Source organism: Catenuloplanes indicus (genome assembly GCF_030813715.1).
GTDB lineage: Bacteria > Actinomycetota > Actinomycetes > Mycobacteriales > Micromonosporaceae > Catenuloplanes > Catenuloplanes indicus.
On the sequence record NZ_JAUSUZ010000001.1, the window covers coordinates 7,153,597 to 7,169,470 of the forward strand.

The window sequence follows — 15,874 nt, forward strand, 5'->3', positions numbered from 1 at the left end:
GCGGGCCCGGTCAGGGGCGGCGGCGGAGCGTGGCGAGCGTGATCGCGGTGAACAGCAGGGCCACCGAGGCCGTGCCGATCAGCAAGGCGGTGATCGAGGCGTGACCGGCGGCCGGGACCTCGACGTCGGCCATCCGGACCGCGGGTGCCGGGGGTGCGGCGCAGACGACCGTGCCGGGGACGGACGCGGCACCGCCGCCCGCGGCCGGCGTGGGGCAGGGGCCGGACGTGGCGACCGCGGCCGGACCTGCGGCGGTCCCCGAACCGAGGCCGGAACCGAAGCCGGAACCGGAACCGAGACCGGAACCAGAACTGAGGCCGGAACCGGAACTGAGGCCGGAACCGAGGCCGAGGCCCGAACCGGAACCGGAGACGAAGCCGGAACTCGGGCCGGTGGCCGAGTAGACCGGGTCCTGCCAGCAGGCGAGGAAGCCCAGCACGCCGAGCGTGAGCAGGATCGCCCAGCGGATGATGCGGCGGCGCGTGAGGAAGCCGCCGGCCTCCGGGGTGGAGGCCGGCATCGCGGGTGGGCGGCGCGGGCTCATGACCGGCTACCCGGGGAGCGCGGTCCAGGACTGGTGCAGCAGGCCCTCCGGGGTCTGCAGCGAGAGGACGCGCGCGCCGCCGTACCGTTGCTCGCCGAGACCGGCCACCAGGTTGGCGCCGGCCGCGCGGAGCGTGAAGCCGTTGGCGGTGGGCAGGACGACCCAGTGCTGTTCATCGGCCGCCTCCTTGCAGGTGACCTGGACGAGGGGGACTCCGGCGGCGACCTCGCCGTCCAGCGGGACCACGCACTTCCCGGTGACCCGGGAGATCAGCTGGAACGCGTCGCCGACCCGGCGCAGGCTCCACTGCTGCTGCGTGACGCCTTCGGCACGCTGGACCACGATCGGCGTGGACTCGTTGGAGCGGGCGCCGTAGAGGTGCGCGGCGCCGCCGGTGAGCGCGTTGTTGAGCTGGAACCAGCCGTCCATGATCGGGCGGGCGGCCGGTGAGGTCTTCGCGGCCAGCGCGTCCGTGAACCGCTCGCCGTCGTTGGTCAGCACCTGGATGCTGTACTCCGTGCCGGGCGTCAGGCCGATGATCCGGGCCCGGGTGGCCGCGGTGACGCCGATGATCTGCCCGTTGACCGTCACCGTGTAGTGCACCGCGTCCGTGGCCGCGTTCCAGCTGACCCGGGTGGACGTGCTGGTGGTGTCCCGGATCTTCAGAAAGCCGGGCGGCGGTGGCGCGCCGATCGGCGGTTCGCTGGCCAGGCCGGGATCGGCCGGTGGCGGGGACGGCAGGGACGGTCGCGACGGCGTCGGCGAGACCGCGGACGCCGTGACCGACGGGCTGGGCGAGGCCGGTGCACCGGCGCCCCGGCCACCGGCCTGCGGCTGATCGCCGTCGCCGGTGTCCTCCGGGTCCTCGGGATCCTCCGGGTCGTCCTCACCGCTGGTCGGCGTGGGGGACGCCGGCGCCGGCGTGGGTGACGTGGTCGGCGCGGTGGACCGGCGCGGCGACGGCGACGGGTTGCCACGCGGCGGTGTCACGGCCTCGGCCGGGCGCTGCGGAGCGGGTTCCGCGGCCGCTGCGGCCTCGCGGATCAGGAACTCGCTGTTCGCCAGGTTCCAGTTCTGCGTGAGGTAGCTGCCCGGCTCCGGGTCGGTGTTGAAGTAGTCGTCGCCGCCGCAGTCGAGCAGTGCCTCGCCGGACGCACTCTCGCAGTCGAGCCGGACCTCCTCGCCGCTCTCGTCCGGGTAGCACATCAGGTCGTGGTCGTCGACGCAGTGGCCGAGGCCGCTGCCGTTCGGCGCGTCGTCCCCGACGCCGCCGAGCGTGTGCACGAGCTGGTGCGCGGCCATCGGCGCGGACCAGCAGCCGGCGTCCACCCGGGCGTAGGACGGACCGCCGTTGTTCAGGTTGCCGGCGTCCGCCCGGGAGTCCCGGATGATCGTGCCGATGCCGCAGTAGACGTTCGTGTCCGCGAAGATCAGGTACTTCCGGTCGGTGCGGTCGTAGCCGAGCGCGCGCAGGCCGGCGAGCGTCACGTCGAAGCTGTCCAGCCGGTCCGCGGGCAGCTGCACCTCGGTCACGTCGACCCGGCAGTCCGGCGTGGTCACGTAGCGTACGTGCCGGATGCCGCCGGTGCGGGCCGCGCTGGCGGAGAAGATCTCGTCGACCTCGGCGGCCCAGCGGCGGATCGACGGCAGGTAGCGGCTGAACCGGCTGACCGCGTCCGTCGGGTAGGCGTAGATGACCTGCACCCGCTTGCCCTGATAGCCGTCGCCCTCGCAGGCCACGCCGTCCTCGCCCATGGTGAACGTGTCGTCGCCGCTGGCCGGGTCCGGCACCAGCGCGGGCATCGTGCTGGCCGGCACGACCGCGCCCTCGTCGCGCACCACGTCCGCGTCGTCCGGCACGCCGCGGGTGTCCTTGACCGGCTCGACCAGCGGGGGCACGCCCTCCGCGATCGGGGCCACGTCCTGGGTGACCTTGAACGTCGGCGGTGCCGGGTCCGGCCCGTACGAGCAGGCGCCGCCGGAGTCGTTGATCTCGTAGGCGCCGATGCAGAGCGAGTTGCGGCTGGCCGGGGTGAGCCCGTCGTAGACCAGGCCGTCCTCCGGCTGGCTGGCCGGCAGCGCCGCGATCGGGACCAGGCCGGGCAGCGAGCTGATCCCGGGCGTCCACTGGGTGAGCAACGCGGGCAGCACCAGCAGCGCGATGCCGAGCACCACGGCGCCGGTGGCCAGGTTGATCCGGCGCGGGAGACGCACGGTCGCGGGCAGGTCGCGCGCGGCCGACGTGCGGCGGACGACCTCGCCGTGCCGCTTCGCCGCGCGCGGCTCGGCCGGGGCCGGGACGCGCCCGCCGCGGTCCCGCCGGATCGCCTGCACGCGCATCAGCTGCGTGCGGCTGGCCCAGGCCGGCAGTTCCTGGGCGCGGCGGCGGGCGCCCTCACGGCGTACCGCGGACGGGGTTCGCGGCTCCTGGGGTGTTGCGGTCGCGGCCGGGCGGGTGAGGCGGTCGCGCAACGCCGGCACCAGCTGTGCCGAGACGATCTCGCGCAGCCGCGCCCAGCGCGCCGCAATGCCGGCGGACCGCATGATCCCGGGCAGTCGCGCGAGTCCGGTGGGGAGACCGGCACGCCGCGGCTCCGGGGCACCGGCACGGCGGTGCCGTGCGGTGGTCGAGCCGAACGACGCCGGAAGATCCCGGATGAAGGAGCGCGTTGTGGCCGTTCGCCGCCGTGGAAGCTCGCGGTGCGACGACACGCGTGTGATACCTCCGCATGGTGGGCGCGCGGCGGGGTGAGGGTTTGGGGGACCGCACCCCGCCGCACGCGGGTTACACCGGACCGGGGTGTGGGGACGACTTGCGGGCGGTGGTCCGAGGTAACCGGATGGGATCGGGTTGAAGACTGCCACCTGGCAGATGGCTGTGGGAATGGGCTTAAGGCGAAACTAAGCAAAGCTTGGGATTCGGATCGTTGGGTGTTCTGCACATCACTCGGCGTTATCCCGCGGGCGCGGCCAGCGGGGTCGTCCGGGTTCGCCGGCCAGGCGCCCGACCAGGCCGAACCGGCTGGCCTGCTTCGGTTTCGCCTCCGCGTCGCCGAACAGCATGACGACGCTGGCACCGCCGAGCGAGGACCGCGCGATGCTGACCGAGCCGCCGGTGGCGAGCGTGGCCCGTTTCGCGATGTCCAGCCCGAGCCCGGTGGAGCCGCGGTCGGACGCGCCACGCTGCAGCGCCCGTTCCGGGTCCGGGATGCCGGTGCCCGCGTCGTCGACCCGGATCGCGATCCAGCCGTCCCGCCGGGACACGCCGATCTCGAACGCGGTGCCCTGCGCGGTGTAGCGGAACACGTTGCCCAGCACCGCGTCCAGCGCGGCGGCCAGCTCGGAGCGGGGCACCTGCACCGGGATGCGGGTCTGCGCGCCGATCACCCGGTACGGCCGGTTCTGGTCGCCGGCCAGCGCGGACCAGAACGTCATCCGCTCCCGGACCACCTCGCTGGCGTCGCAGCCGCCGTCCTCCGGCGGTGGTGCGCCGCGGTCCGCGACCGCGCGCCGGGTGGTGGTGATCAGCGCGTCCACCTCGCCCTCCAGGGTCACGATCGCCTGCCGGATGCGCCGGATCGTACGCCGCCGGTCCAGCTCCGCCGCGGAGAAGTCGCCGACGCTGGTGTCGTCCGGGTCCAGCGCCTCCGCGTCCAGCCGCAGCACGGTCAGCGGGGTGCGCAGCCGGTGCGACAGGTCCGCCACCATCTCCCGTTCGTTGGTGCGCGAGGTGACCAGGCGGTCCGCCATCCGGTTGAACGCGTAGCCGGCCTCGGCCAGCTCGCGCGGCCCGGTCGGCTGGATGCGCACGCCGAGGTCGCCGTCGCCGACCGCCATCGCGGCCCGGACCAGCGACTTCGCCGAGCCGACCGTCCGTCCGGCCAGCCGGTCGACGACGAACACGCTGGCACCGACCAGGCCGAGCGCGATCAGCGCGAGCGTCCACCAGATCGCGGGCACGCCGTCGTTGAGCGCGTGGTCCGGCACGAACACCTCGACGACCGCGGTGCTCTCGCCGACGATCACCGGTTCCAGCCGCAGCGCGCCGCCGGCCACGCCGACCACCAGCGGACGGCCGCCGTCGACCGTGCGTTCCAGGTCGGCGTCGGAGGCGCGGCCGGTCGCGGACTCGTTGGAGAGCCCGAGCACCACCGGCGTGTCCGTCAGCGGGCCGCTGCCGGCCGCCTCGATCGCGCGCTGCACGCCCGCCTCGTCGGCCTGTGCGGCCAGCGCACCGGCGACGATCGCGCTGCGCCGGCCGGCCTCGGTCAGGGCCCGCTCGCGCGCGTCCTCCCGGACCTGGATGGCCAGCGGGATCACGAAGACCAGCGCGGCCACCGCGGTCATCGCCGCGCTGACGTACGCCAGTCCCGCTCTCAGTCCGGTGCCACCAACCGGAATCCGACCCCCCGCACGGTGCGCAGGTAGCGCGGTTTCGCCGCGGACTCGCCCAGCTTGCGGCGGAGCCAGTACAGGTGCACGTCGATCGTCTGGTCCTCGCCGACCGATGGCTGTCGCCATACCTCCTCCAACAGCTCCCGGCGGGACACCACGCGGCCCGGACGGGCGGCGAGATAAGCGAGCAGGTCGAATTCCTTGCGGGTCAGCGCGAGCGGCGTGCCGTCCAGCTGCGCGGAGCGCTCGCCGACGTCGACCCGCAGGCCGCCGACCTGGTGCACGGCCGGCTGGGCGGTGCGGGTGGCGCGGCCGGCGCGGCGCAGCACGGTGGTGATGCGCGCGTCCAGGTGGGCGCCGGTGAACGGCTTGACCATGTAGTCGTCCGCGCCGGAGCGCAGCAGCCGGACGATCGACTGCTCGTCGTCCCGCGCGGTCGCGATGATGATCGGCACGTCCGTGATGCCGCGCAGCATCCGCAACGCGTCCGCGCCGTCCAGGTCGGGGAGCCCGAGGTCGAGCACGACCAGGTCGGGGGTCTCCGCGGCGACCCGGCGCAACGCCTCCAGCGCCGTGCCGACGGCATGGACGGCATGCCCACGATCGGCGAGGCTGCGCAACATCGCACCTCGCACGACGTGGTCGTCCTCGACGAGCAACACCGTGGCCATGCGAAGAACGTACTTGGCGTGGCAAGCGCGACGGCGCCAGGGGCATCGACGTTGTGGGATGAGTCAGGAAATATCGGGCTATAAAGACCAGGGCAAAATCGTTCGGCGGTACGGAATTCAGCCGCTCGTCCGACCCGTCGCGCGCCGTTCGGCGTACCCCGGGCCGGTCCCCGGTTCGACGGTTCGATCGAGGGCGGTGAGTTCGACGATCGCGGGCGCGCACGTCGTCCGGCTTCATCATCACCGGTGCGCCGGGCGCGGTCACGCCGCGCCGCACCGCGACGGTCCGATCCGTCCGTGGCGGGCCACGGCGATGCTGCCGGGCGGATCATCCGGAGGGCGCATATAAAGGCAGGATGAGCTACACCGCCGCTTCCGCACGTTATGACGGTCCGATGCAGTACCGGCGCACCGGCCGTTCCGGACTCGACCTGCCGGTGCTGTCGCTGGGCCTCTGGCACAACTTCGGCGACGACGTGCCGGCCGAGACGCAGCGGGGGATCGTCCGGGCCGCGTTCGACGCCGGGATCACCCACTTCGACCTGGCCAACAACTACGGGCCGCCGTACGGCGCGGCCGAGCGCAACTTCGGCCGGCTGCTCCGCGAGGACCTGCGACCGTACCGGGACGAGATCGTCGTCTCCACCAAGGCCGGCTGGGACATGTGGCCCGGCCCGTACGGCCAGGGCGGCGGCTCGCGCAAGTACGTGCTGGCCAGCCTGGATCAGTCGCTGGACCGGCTCGGGCTGGACTACGTCGACATCTTCTACTCGCACCGGTACGACCCGGACACGCCGCTGGAGGAGACCGCGGCCGCGCTGGACACGGCCGTCCGCTCCGGGCGCGCGCTGTACGTCGGCATCTCGTCCTACGACGCGGACCACACGCGCGAGATGGCCGGTTTGCTGCGCGAGCTGGGCACGCCGCTGCTGATCCACCAGCCGTCCTACTCGATGCTCAACCGCTGGATCGAGACCGAGGGCCTGCTGGACGCGGCCGCGGACCTCGGCGTCGGCGTGATCGGCTTCACCGCGCTCGCCCAGGGGCTGCTGACCGGCAAGTACCTGACCGGCGTGCCGGCCGGGTCCCGGGCCGACCAGGGCAAGTACACGATCGACGACGACCGGGCCGGGCAGCTCACCGCGCTGAACGACATCGCCGGTCGGCGCGGGCAGAGCCTGGCGCAGACCGCGCTGGCCTGGGCGCTGCGCGACCCGCGGGTGACGTCGCTGGTGATCGGCGCGAGCAGCACCGGGCAGCTGGAGCAGAACATCGGCGCGCTGGCGAACCTGGAGTTCACCGCGGACGAACTGGCCGAGATCGACAAGGTGCTCGCCTCGAACACCACGTCCGTGGACGCCTGGGAGGACGCGCGCCGCGGCACGCTCTGACGCCCTCGGCCGGCGGGGTTCCGGGCGCTGTGTGGGCGCAGTCCGAAACCATGCCGAGCGGTGCTGTCGAGGCCGCGCCCGGCCGGGATGCCGCTGCGGGGTGATGTCGGGCCCGGCTCGGCGGCGCCAGCGTGGTGCTGCTGTTCGGCGACCCGGACGCGGCCCGCGAGGAGCGCGTCCCCCGTCAGCGGCGGCGCCCGCAGCGATAGCATCGGTGGGTTGTGCTTTGGAAAACCGAATGAACGGAGATCCCACCGTGTCCGCACCGACATCGAAGCCCGCTGAGACGGACCACGTCGTCGTCCCGGCCGGGACGACGGCGGCCGACGCGGTGGCGGCGATCGGCCTGCCGCTCGCCGGCCCGAAGGCGATCGTCGTGGTCCGCGACGAGCACGGCAAGCTGCACGACCTGGACTGGTCGGCCGACCACGAGACGGTGATGACGCCGGTCCCGCTGGACTCGCCGGACGGGCTGAACGTGCTGCGCCACTCGACCGCGCACGTGCTCGCGCAGGCCGTGCAGACGCTGTTCCCGGAGGCGAAGCTCGGCATCGGGCCGTACATCCGGGACGGCTTCTACTACGACTTCGACGTGGCGAAGCCGTTCACGCCGGACGATCTCAGCAAGATCGAGAAGAAGATGCAGGAGATCATCAAGAGCAACCAGCGGTTCCGCCGCCGGGAGTTCGCCTCGATCGAGCAGGCGCGCGAGGAACTGGCCGGCGAGCCGTACAAGCTGGAGCTGGTGGGGGAGGCCGGTGCCGGTGGCTTCGACGCCGAGGAGATCATGGAGGTCGGCGGCGGCGAGCTGACCATCTACGACAACCTGGACGCGTCCGGCGAGAAGGTCTGCTGGGGCGACCTCTGTCGCGGCCCGCACCTGCCGAACACGCGGCTGATCGGCGCGTTCAAGCTGATGCGCTCGGCCGCGGCCTACTGGCGGGGCAGCGAGAAGAACCCACAGCTGCAGCGCGTGTACGGCACGGCGTGGCCGACCCGGGACGCGCTCAAGGCGTACCAGAGGCTGCTCGAGGAGGCGGCCCGCCGCGACCACCGCAAGCTCGGCGCGGAACTCGACCTGTTCTCCTTCCCGGACGAGATCGGCTCCGGCCTCGCGGTCTTCCACCCCAAGGGCGGCATCATCCGGCGCGAGCTGGAGAACTACTCGCGTGAGCGGCACGAGGCGGCCGGCTACTCGTTCGTGAACACGCCGCACATCACCAAGGGCAGCCTGTTCGAGACGTCCGGGCACCTGCAGTGGTACGCGGACGGCATGTTCCCGCCCATGGAGGTCGAGGGCGCGAACTACTACCTGAAGCCGATGAACTGCCCGTTCCACAACCTGATCTTCCGGGGGCGCGGCCGGTCCTACCGGGAGCTGCCGCTGCGCCTGTTCGAGTTCGGCAGCGTCTACCGGTACGAGAAGTCCGGCGTGATCCACGGCCTCACCCGGGTGCGCGGCATGACGCAGGACGACGCGCACATCTACTGCACGGCCGAGCAGATGGGCGACGAGCTCAAGTCGCTGCTGACGTTCGTGCTCGACCTGCTGCGCGACTACGGGCTGAACGACTTCTACCTGGAGCTGTCCACGCGCAACCCGGAGAAGTCGGTCGGCACGGACGAGAACTGGGACCGGGCCACCGAGGCGCTGCGGATCGCGGCCGAGGACTCCGGCCTGGAGCTGGTCCCGGACCCGGGCGGCGCGGCGTTCTACGGCCCGAAGATCTCCGTCCAGGCGCGTGACGCGATCGGCCGTACCTGGCAGATGTCCACCATCCAGGTGGACTTCAACCTGCCGGAGCGGTTCGGCCTGGAGTTCGCGGCGTCGGACGGCACCCGGCAGCAGCCGGTCATGATCCACCGGGCGCTGTTCGGCTCGATCGAGCGGTTCTTCGGCGTGCTCACCGAGCACTACGCGGGCGCGTTCCCGGCCTGGCTCGCGCCGGTGCAGGTGGTCGGCATCCCGATCCGCGACGACCACGCGTCCTACCTGGAGGGTTTCGTCTACCTGCTCAAGGCCGCGGGCATCCGGGCCGAGCTGGACACGGGTGACGACCGGATGCAGAAGAAGATCCGTACCGCGCAGCAGCAGAAGATCCCGTTCATGGTGCTCGCCGGTGACGACGACGTGGCCGGGCAGACCGTGTCGTTCCGCTACCGGGACGGCTCGCAGCGCAACGGCGTCCCGCTGGACGAGGCGGTCCGGCACGTCACCGACATCGTCCGCTCCCGCACCAACGTGCCGCCGTCGGCCAACCCGGCCGAGGAGCCGCCCGCGCCGGACACCAGCGCGGCGGACCTGGAGGAGCGCACCATGCAGGAGGTGACAGCGCTCGCCAACCAGGCGGCCGCCAAGCACGCGCAGTAGGTCTCGTCGCGACGGGCCGGGGAACGTTCCCCGGCCCGTCGCGCGTTCCCGGCATCCGCCGCCGTGCATGTCCGGGAGGTTGCAAAAAAGCTGCACGTCGATGTCGTTGACCCGGTCGCGGGCGCGGGTTAGCGTCGTGTCACTCGCGCGGGCAAGCGCTTTCCCTCGGTGTCGCGGTCCGCGCCGGCTCCACGTTAGACCCGGTTCGTCCCTTTTGATGTGCACCGTTCCGTCCGCCGACGCCGCGTTTCGCCCGACGCGGCGCCGGCCACCTCGCTGAGGAGCACGCCATGCGCCGACGGACCTTCCTCACCGCGACCGGCGCCGGCGCGCTGCTCGCCGCCGCCGGACCCGCCTCGGCCACCGCCGCGGGACGACGTGACGTGCTGGTCGTCGCGCCCGGTGACAGCGTGCAGGCCGCGGTGGACGCCGTACCCGTGGGGGTGGCCTGTTCGATCCTGATCCGTCCGGGTACGTACCGTGGGCAGGTCGTCATTCCGGCCGACAGGCCGTTCTTGACCTTGATCGGGCTCGGCCGGCGACCGTCCGACGTGGTGATCGTCGACGACCGGGCGAACGGCACGCCGAACCCGGCCACCGGCGGCACCTGGGGGACCTCCGGCAGCGCGTCCGTGACCATCTCCGCGAACGACGTCACCGCCCGCAACCTGACGTTCGCCAACGACTTCGACGAGGCCGCCCACCCGGAGATCTCCGGACATCAGGCGGTGGCGGTGCTGACCCGCGGCGACCGGCTGCGCTTCCACGACGTGGCGTTCCTGGCCAATCAGGACACGCTCTACGTCAACAGCCCGGCCGTCGGCACGATCTCCCGCGCGTACTTCCGGAACTGCTACGTCGAGGGCGACGTCGACTTCATCTTCGGGCGCGGCACCGCCGTCTTCGATCGCTGCCGCGTGCACTCGCTGCACCGGCATCTCGGCTACGTCACCGCGGCCAGCACCGACGTCGGCAACCCGCACGGTCAGCTCTTCACGCACTGCCGCTTCACCGGCGACGCGCCGGCCGGGTCGGTCTGTCTCGGCCGGCCCTGGCACCCGGGCAACGACCCGAACGCGATCGGCCAGACGATCATCCGTAACTCGTATCTGGGCGCGCACATCCGGGCCGACGCGCCGTGGTCCGACTTCGGCACCTGGCCGTGGACCGCGGCCCGCTACGGTGAGTGGCGCAACGACGGCCCGGGTGCCGCGACCGGCCCGAATCGTCCGCAGCTGACTTCGCCGGACGGCTACGACCCGCGCACGTTCCTGGCCGGCGCCGACGCCTGGAACCCGTGCAACCCATAGGATCGCGGGTGTGGGAGAGCTGAGCACGCCGCCGGGAGACCGTCCCATCACACCGGTGGAGACCGGCGAACCGGACGCGCTCGACCGCCTCTGGACCCCGCACCGGATGACCTACATCGCCGGGCAGGAGCGGCCGTCCACCGGGTGCGCGTTCTGCCGGGCGCCCGGCCTGCCCCGCCCGGACAGCCTGGTCGTGGCCCGTGGCACGCTCGTCTACGCCGTGCTCAACCTCTACCCGTACAACCCCGGCCACCTGCTGGTCTGCCCGTACCGGCACCTGGCCGACTACACCGACCTCACGGTCGAGGAGACGGCCGAGCTGGCGGTCTTCACCCAGACGGCGATGCGCGTCATCCGTGCCACCAGCAGCGCCCACGGCTTCAACATCGGGCTGAACCAGGGATCGGTCGCCGGCGCGGGCATCGCCGCCCACCTGCACCAGCACGTCGTCCCGCGCTGGGGCGGCGACGCCAACTTCATGCCGATCGTCGCTCGCACCAAGATCCTCCCGCAGGTCCTCACGGAGACCCGCGATCTGCTCTCGTCCGCCTGGCCCGCCTCGTAAACCGGTTCGCGTCGAACCTCGGGCCGCCCGCTGTCGTCTCTCCAGCATGACGATTCGCAACATTTATCTCGCTGCGGCCGAAACGTTCGCGGACCTGGCCTCGCGGACACCGGCCGACGGACTGGACGGTCCGGGTCTCGGCGAGTGGAACCTTCGTGAGCTGGTCGGGCACACGGTCAGCGCGGCGCTGCGCCCGGTCGCCGTCGTCGGCGCGTCGCCGCAGCCGGGGCCCGTGCTCGACTCCGCGGAGGCGTACTGCGTGGTCATCCAGGGGGCGCCGCGCGAGCTGCTCGCCGCCGCGGCGGCTTCGGTCACACAGAACGCCCGCGACTACGGAAAGGCGCTCGGTGACCGGCCGGGCGCGGTGGTACGAGAGCATCTCGCGCGGGCCGGGGCAGCGCTGGACGGTGTCGGCGACGACGAACTGGTCATGTCACCGGTCGGCGCGATGAAACTGCGGGACTGGTTGTCCACCCGGGTGCTCGAGCTGGTGGTGCACACCTCGGACATCGCCCTGGCCGCGGGCGTGCCGGTCACCCACGACGCCGCCGCCGTCACCGAGGCGGCGGTCTTCGCGGCGCGGTCGGCCGCCGCGCTGGGTGCGGGTGTGCCTCTCGTGCGGGCGCTCACCGGGCGCGAGCCGCTTCCGCGGGGCTTCTCCGTGGTGCAGTGACCGCCGCGGCCCGGGGCGCGCGGGCCCCGGGCCGCGGAACGGCTCAGGACGCTCCGTGCTCCTTCTTCACCGCGTCGGCGAGGTGGGCGGGCATCGGCTCGTAGCGGGCGAAAGACCGGCTGAACGTGCCCGCGCCGGAGGTCATCGAGCGCAGCTCGACCGCGTACCGGACCAGCTCGGTGGCCGGCACCTCGGCACGGATCAGCGTGCGGTCCGCGTCCGGGTCGGCGTCGCTGCCCATCACCCGGCCGCGGCGCCCGGAGAGGTCGCTCATCACCGCGCCGACGTACGCGTCCGGCACCCGGATGGTGACGTCGTCGACCGGTTCGAGCAGCGTGATCGCCGCCTTCTCGGCCGCGTCCTTCAGCGCCAGCGAGCCCGCGGTCTGGAACGCCGCGTCCGACGAGTCGACGCTGTGCGCCTTGCCGTCGAACAGCGTGACCCGCAGGTCGACCACCGGGTATCCGGCCGCGATGCCGCGCTCCATCTGCGCGCGGACGCCCTTCTCCACCGACGGGATGTAGTTGTGCGGCACCGCACCGCCGACCACCCGGTCCACGAACTCGAAGCCGGCGCCGGCCGGGAGCGGCTCCACCGAGATGTCGCAGACCGCGTACTGACCGTGACCGCCGGACTGCTTGACGTGCCGGCCGTGTCCCTTGGCCGGCCCGGCGAACGTCTCGCGCAGCGCGACCCGGACCGGCTCGGTGTCCAGGTCGACACCGCCGGTGCGCAGCCGGTCCAGCACCACGTCCGCGTGTGCCTCGCCCATGCACCAGAGCACGATCTGGTGCGTGTCCGGGTTGCGCTCCAGGCGCAGCGTCGGGTCGCCCGCGACCAGCCGGCCCAGGTTCTTGGCCAGCGCGTCCTCGTCGGACCGGGACTTCGCGACGATCGCGACCGGCAGCAGCGGCTCCGGCATGTCCCACGGCGCGATCAGCAGCGGCCGGTCCTTCGTGGAGATCGTGTCGCCGGTCTCCGCGCTGCCGGACTTGGTGATCGCGCAGATGTCACCGGCGATGCACGAGGTGACCTCGCGCAGCGTGGTGCCGAGCGGGGAGTAGATGTGCGCGACGCGCTCGTCCGCGTCGTGGTCCGGGTGACCGCGGGAGGCGAGGCCGTGCCCGGAGACGTGCACCACCTTCTCCGGGGTGAGCGTGCCGGAGAAGACGCGGACGAGTGAGACACGCCCGACGTGCCGGTCGATCGTGGTCTTGACCACCTCGGCGACGAGCGGGCCGTCCGGGTCGCAGGTGAGCGGCTCGTGAGCGGAGCCGTCGATGCCGGTGACGATCGGCAGGTCGTGCTCGAGCGGCGACGGGAACGCCTTGGTGAGCAGCTCCAGCAGCACGTCGAGGCCGACCCGGTCGGGCGCGCAGACCGGGACCACCGGGTAGAAGTGGCCGCGCGCGACCGCCTTCTCCAGGTCCGCGATGAGGATGTCCACCGGGATCTGCTCCCCGCCGAGGTACCGGTCCATCAGCGTCTCGTCCTCGGACTCCGCGATGATCCCCTCGATCAGCTCGTTGCGCGCCTCCTCGATGGCGCCGAAGTGCTCCGGGTCGGGCGCGCGGACCTCGGCCGGGTAGCCGTCGGTGTAGTCGTAGATCCGCTGGGTGATCAGGCCCATCAGGCCGGTGACGTTCTCGCCGTCGTCGTCCAGCATCGGCAGGTACAGCGGCAGCACGTTGTCGCTGAAGACGCGCTGGCAGAGCGCCACGGTCTCGTCGAGGTCGGCGCGCGGGTGGTCGAGGCGGGTGACCGCGACCGCGCGCGGCATGCCGACCGCGGCGCACTCCTCCCACAGCGCGGCGGTGGCGGCGTCCATGCCGTCGACGGCGGACACCACGAACAGGGCGGCGTCGGCGGCGCGCAGTCCGGCGCGCAGCTCGCCGACGAAATCCGCGTACCCCGGGCTGTCCAGGAGGTTGACCTTGATGCCGTCGTGGATCAGCGGCGCGCAGGCGAGCGTCACGGAGCGCTGCTGCCGTATCGCGGCCGGATCCTGATCACAGACCGTGGTGCCCTCGGTCACGGTGCCGGTGCGCGGCACGGTACCGGTCGCGGCGAGCAGCGCCTCGACCAGCGTGGTCTTTCCGGCGCCGGAGTGACCGACCAGCACCACGTTGCGCACCCTGCCGGGCTCGTCCACCACCGGCGCGCTGCCGGCGGCCGCCCTCTCCTGTGTCTTCTGCGCCATGATCGGCGCACCTCCTCGGGTCGATTTGTGTCGTTCCTGGCCCCGTCGCGTAGAGGCGTCGGCGATGATCCCCCAACGCCGCCCGTAACCTGAAGTTTCGCAAGGTGATGCCGGTCACGTTGCCTGATGTGATAGGTCCGTGGCAAGCCGTGACGCTGCGTCGGCTATCCGCGCGTGCGGTGTCGCGCACAGCGACGCGCCGCTATGGTGGGACGGCCATGGCAAAGATCCTCTCGGTCTCGGCGCGCGCCGGGATGGCTCATCTCATCGAACCGGTCAGTCGTGCCCTCCTCCGGCTGGGCGTCACGCCCAACGCGGTCACCGTGACGGGCACGATCGGCGTGGTCTTCGGCTCCGTCTTCTTCGGCGTCCAGGGCCACTTCCTCCTCGGCGGCATCGTCGTCACGCTCTTCTGCCTCACCGACCTGATCGACGGGACGATGGCCCGGCTGCGCGCGGGGCCGAACGGCAAGTTCGGCGCGCTCCTCGACTCCAGCATGGACCGGATCGCGGACGCCGCGATCTTCGGCGTGCTGGTGTACTGGTTCGGCAAGGAGGGCGACTGGGTCACCGCCACCGTCGCGCTGGTCTGCCTGGTCGCGAGCATGGTCGTGTCGTACGTGAAGGCGCGTGCCGAGGGTCTCGGCTTCGACTGCAACGTCGGCATCGTCGAGCGGGCGGAGCGCCTGATCGGCATCGGCATCGGCGCGCTGACCACCGCGTTCGGCGTGCTCTGGGGCATGCAGGCGGTGCTGTGGATCCTGGCGGCCCTGTCCATCATCACGGCCTGGCAGCGCATGCGGCACGTCTACAAGCAGGACCAGGCCGCACTGCGCGAGCCGGTCGCATGAGCGGCCTGGTGGAGTTCGGTTACCGGGCGGGGTGGAAGATCGTTCAGTGGCTGCCGGAGCGGGCCGCGATCGCGCTCTTCCACGCGGGCGCGGACCGTGCGGCGAAGAAGCGCGGCAAGGGCGTCGAACGGCTGCGGGCCAACCTGCGGCGAGTCCGGCCGGAGCTCTCCGAGACCGCGCTCGACGACCTGGTCAAGCAGGGCATGCGCTCCTACGCGCGGTACTGGTCGGACACGTTCCGCCTGCACACCCGTACCCCCGAGGAGCACCGGAGGCGATTCAGGTTCGACCGGTTCGAGGACCTGGCCCGGGAGGCGACCTCCGGCAACGGCGTCATCCTGGCGCTGCCGCACGGCGGCAACTGGGAGGCGGCTGGTGCCTGGGCGGTCGCGCACGGCTGGAAGCTGATCACCGTCGCCGAGCGGCTCAAGCCGGAGGGCGTCTACCAGCAGTTCCTCGCGTTCCGGCGGGCGCTCGGCATGGAGATCATCCCGACCAGCGGCAGTGAGCGGTCCCCGCTCGACCTGCTGGCCGAGAAGCTCTCGGCGGGCTACGTCGTCCCGCTGCTGGCCGACCGGGACCTGTCCCGGCGCGGCATCGAGGTGACGTTCTTCGGCGGCCGGGCGAAGATGCCCGGCGGTCCCGCGCTGCTGGCCGTGCGGACCGGCGCGCCGCTGTACGTGGTGCAGATGTGGAACGATCCGGACGGAATCGCCCACGGTCGGCTGGTAGGCCCGATCCCGGTGCCGGCCGAGGGCACGCTTGACGAGAAGGTGCGGTTCCTGACCCAGGAGATCGCGGACCGGCTCGCGGCCGGCATCGCCGAGCATCCGGAGGACTGGCACATGCTGCAGCGGGTGTGGGTGGACGAACCCGCGCAAGCACTGGCCTGAGGGAGGTACG

At 72.3% G+C, this 15,874-nt stretch carries 11 protein-coding genes and 1 pseudogene; 7 read left to right on the top strand and 5 right to left on the bottom strand.

What is annotated here, in order from left to right:
• Positions 1 to 10: 10 nt before the first annotated feature.
• The 4 genes from J2S42_RS32515 to J2S42_RS32530 form a co-directional block, all read right to left on the bottom strand.
• Positions 11 to 544 (bottom strand): hypothetical protein, encoded by a 534-nt coding sequence (locus J2S42_RS32515; protein WP_307245354.1) that lies wholly within the window; start codon positions 542 to 544, stop codon positions 11 to 13.
• A gap of 6 nt (positions 545 to 550) precedes the next feature.
• The gene (locus J2S42_RS32520) at positions 551 to 3,088 is read right to left on the bottom strand and encodes an RICIN domain-containing protein (protein ID WP_307245356.1); all 2,538 of its coding nucleotides are present in this window, start codon (positions 3,086 to 3,088) and stop codon (positions 551 to 553) included.
• A gap of 399 nt (positions 3,089 to 3,487) precedes the next feature.
• Positions 3,488 to 4,891, bottom strand: coding sequence for a HAMP domain-containing sensor histidine kinase (locus J2S42_RS32525; protein WP_307245358.1), 1,404 nt, complete (start codon positions 4,889 to 4,891; stop codon positions 3,488 to 3,490).
• A 29-nt stretch (positions 4,892 to 4,920) separates the two neighbouring features.
• Positions 4,921 to 5,610 (bottom strand): response regulator transcription factor, encoded by a 690-nt coding sequence (locus J2S42_RS32530; protein WP_307245360.1) that lies wholly within the window; start codon positions 5,608 to 5,610, stop codon positions 4,921 to 4,923.
• Between the two features lie 356 nt (positions 5,611 to 5,966).
• Between J2S42_RS32530 and mgrA the strand changes: the two genes are divergently transcribed.
• From mgrA to J2S42_RS32555, 5 genes and pseudogenes are all read left to right on the top strand, one after another.
• Positions 5,967 to 7,001, top strand: a complete 1,035-nt coding sequence (gene mgrA, locus J2S42_RS32535; RefSeq protein WP_307245361.1) for an L-glyceraldehyde 3-phosphate reductase — start codon at positions 5,967 to 5,969, stop codon at positions 6,999 to 7,001.
• A 256-nt stretch (positions 7,002 to 7,257) separates the two neighbouring features.
• Positions 7,258 to 9,258: pseudogene (gene thrS, locus J2S42_RS32540) on the top strand (threonine--tRNA ligase); the annotation flags it as partial.
• A 404-nt stretch (positions 9,259 to 9,662) separates the two neighbouring features.
• On the top strand, positions 9,663 to 10,682 hold the full coding sequence (locus tag J2S42_RS32545) for a pectinesterase family protein (protein ID WP_307245364.1): 1,020 nt from the start codon (positions 9,663 to 9,665) through the stop codon (positions 10,680 to 10,682).
• Between the two features lie 106 nt (positions 10,683 to 10,788).
• Positions 10,789 to 11,247: an HIT family protein gene (locus tag J2S42_RS32550; protein ID WP_307249158.1), complete on the top strand. Its 459-nt coding sequence runs from the start codon at positions 10,789 to 10,791 to the stop codon at positions 11,245 to 11,247.
• Positions 11,248 to 11,293: 46 nt separating this feature from the next.
• Positions 11,294 to 11,920 carry a maleylpyruvate isomerase N-terminal domain-containing protein gene (locus tag J2S42_RS32555; RefSeq protein ID WP_307245366.1) on the top strand — a complete coding sequence of 209 codons (627 nt, stop codon included), beginning with the start codon at positions 11,294 to 11,296 and terminating at the stop codon, positions 11,918 to 11,920.
• Between the two features lie 43 nt (positions 11,921 to 11,963).
• Here the strand turns inward: J2S42_RS32555 and J2S42_RS32560 are convergent, their stop codons facing one another.
• The gene (locus J2S42_RS32560) at positions 11,964 to 14,120 is read right to left on the bottom strand and encodes an elongation factor G-like protein EF-G2 (RefSeq protein ID WP_307245368.1); all 2,157 of its coding nucleotides are present in this window, start codon (positions 14,118 to 14,120) and stop codon (positions 11,964 to 11,966) included.
• A 218-nt stretch (positions 14,121 to 14,338) separates the two neighbouring features.
• On the opposite strand from J2S42_RS32560, the gene pgsA reads away from it, so the two are divergent.
• Both pgsA and J2S42_RS32570 read left to right on the top strand, forming a co-directional pair.
• Entirely contained in the window at positions 14,339 to 14,971 is a 633-nt protein-coding gene (gene pgsA / locus J2S42_RS32565; protein WP_307245370.1) for a phosphatidylinositol phosphate synthase, read from the top strand.
• On the top strand, positions 14,968 to 15,864 hold the full coding sequence (locus J2S42_RS32570) for a phosphatidylinositol mannoside acyltransferase (protein ID WP_307245371.1): 897 nt from the start codon (positions 14,968 to 14,970) through the stop codon (positions 15,862 to 15,864). The genes pgsA and J2S42_RS32570 overlap by 4 nt, the downstream gene beginning before the upstream one ends.
• The last annotated feature ends 10 nt before the right edge of the window (positions 15,865 to 15,874 follow it).

Coding starts and splice junctions, on each gene's coding strand:
- J2S42_RS32515 (WP_307245354.1), bottom strand. CDS start 544: ATGAGCCCGCGCCGCCCACCCGCGATGCCGGCCTCCACCCCGGAGGCC.
- J2S42_RS32520 (WP_307245356.1), bottom strand. CDS start 3,088: ATGCGGTCCGCCGGCATTGCGGCGCGCTGGGCGCGGCTGCGCGAGATC.
- J2S42_RS32525 (WP_307245358.1), bottom strand. CDS start 4,891: ATGACCGCGGTGGCCGCGCTGGTCTTCGTGATCCCGCTGGCCATCCAG.
- J2S42_RS32530 (WP_307245360.1), bottom strand. CDS start 5,610: ATGGCCACGGTGTTGCTCGTCGAGGACGACCACGTCGTGCGAGGTGCG.
- mgrA (WP_307245361.1), top strand. CDS start 5,967: ATGAGCTACACCGCCGCTTCCGCACGTTATGACGGTCCGATGCAGTAC.
- J2S42_RS32545 (WP_307245364.1), top strand. CDS start 9,663: ATGCGCCGACGGACCTTCCTCACCGCGACCGGCGCCGGCGCGCTGCTC.
- J2S42_RS32550 (WP_307249158.1), top strand. CDS start 10,789: ATGACCTACATCGCCGGGCAGGAGCGGCCGTCCACCGGGTGCGCGTTC.
- J2S42_RS32555 (WP_307245366.1), top strand. CDS start 11,294: ATGACGATTCGCAACATTTATCTCGCTGCGGCCGAAACGTTCGCGGAC.
- J2S42_RS32560 (WP_307245368.1), bottom strand. CDS start 14,120: ATGGCGCAGAAGACACAGGAGAGGGCGGCCGCCGGCAGCGCGCCGGTG.
- pgsA (WP_307245370.1), top strand. CDS start 14,339: ATGGCAAAGATCCTCTCGGTCTCGGCGCGCGCCGGGATGGCTCATCTC.
- J2S42_RS32570 (WP_307245371.1), top strand. CDS start 14,968: ATGAGCGGCCTGGTGGAGTTCGGTTACCGGGCGGGGTGGAAGATCGTT.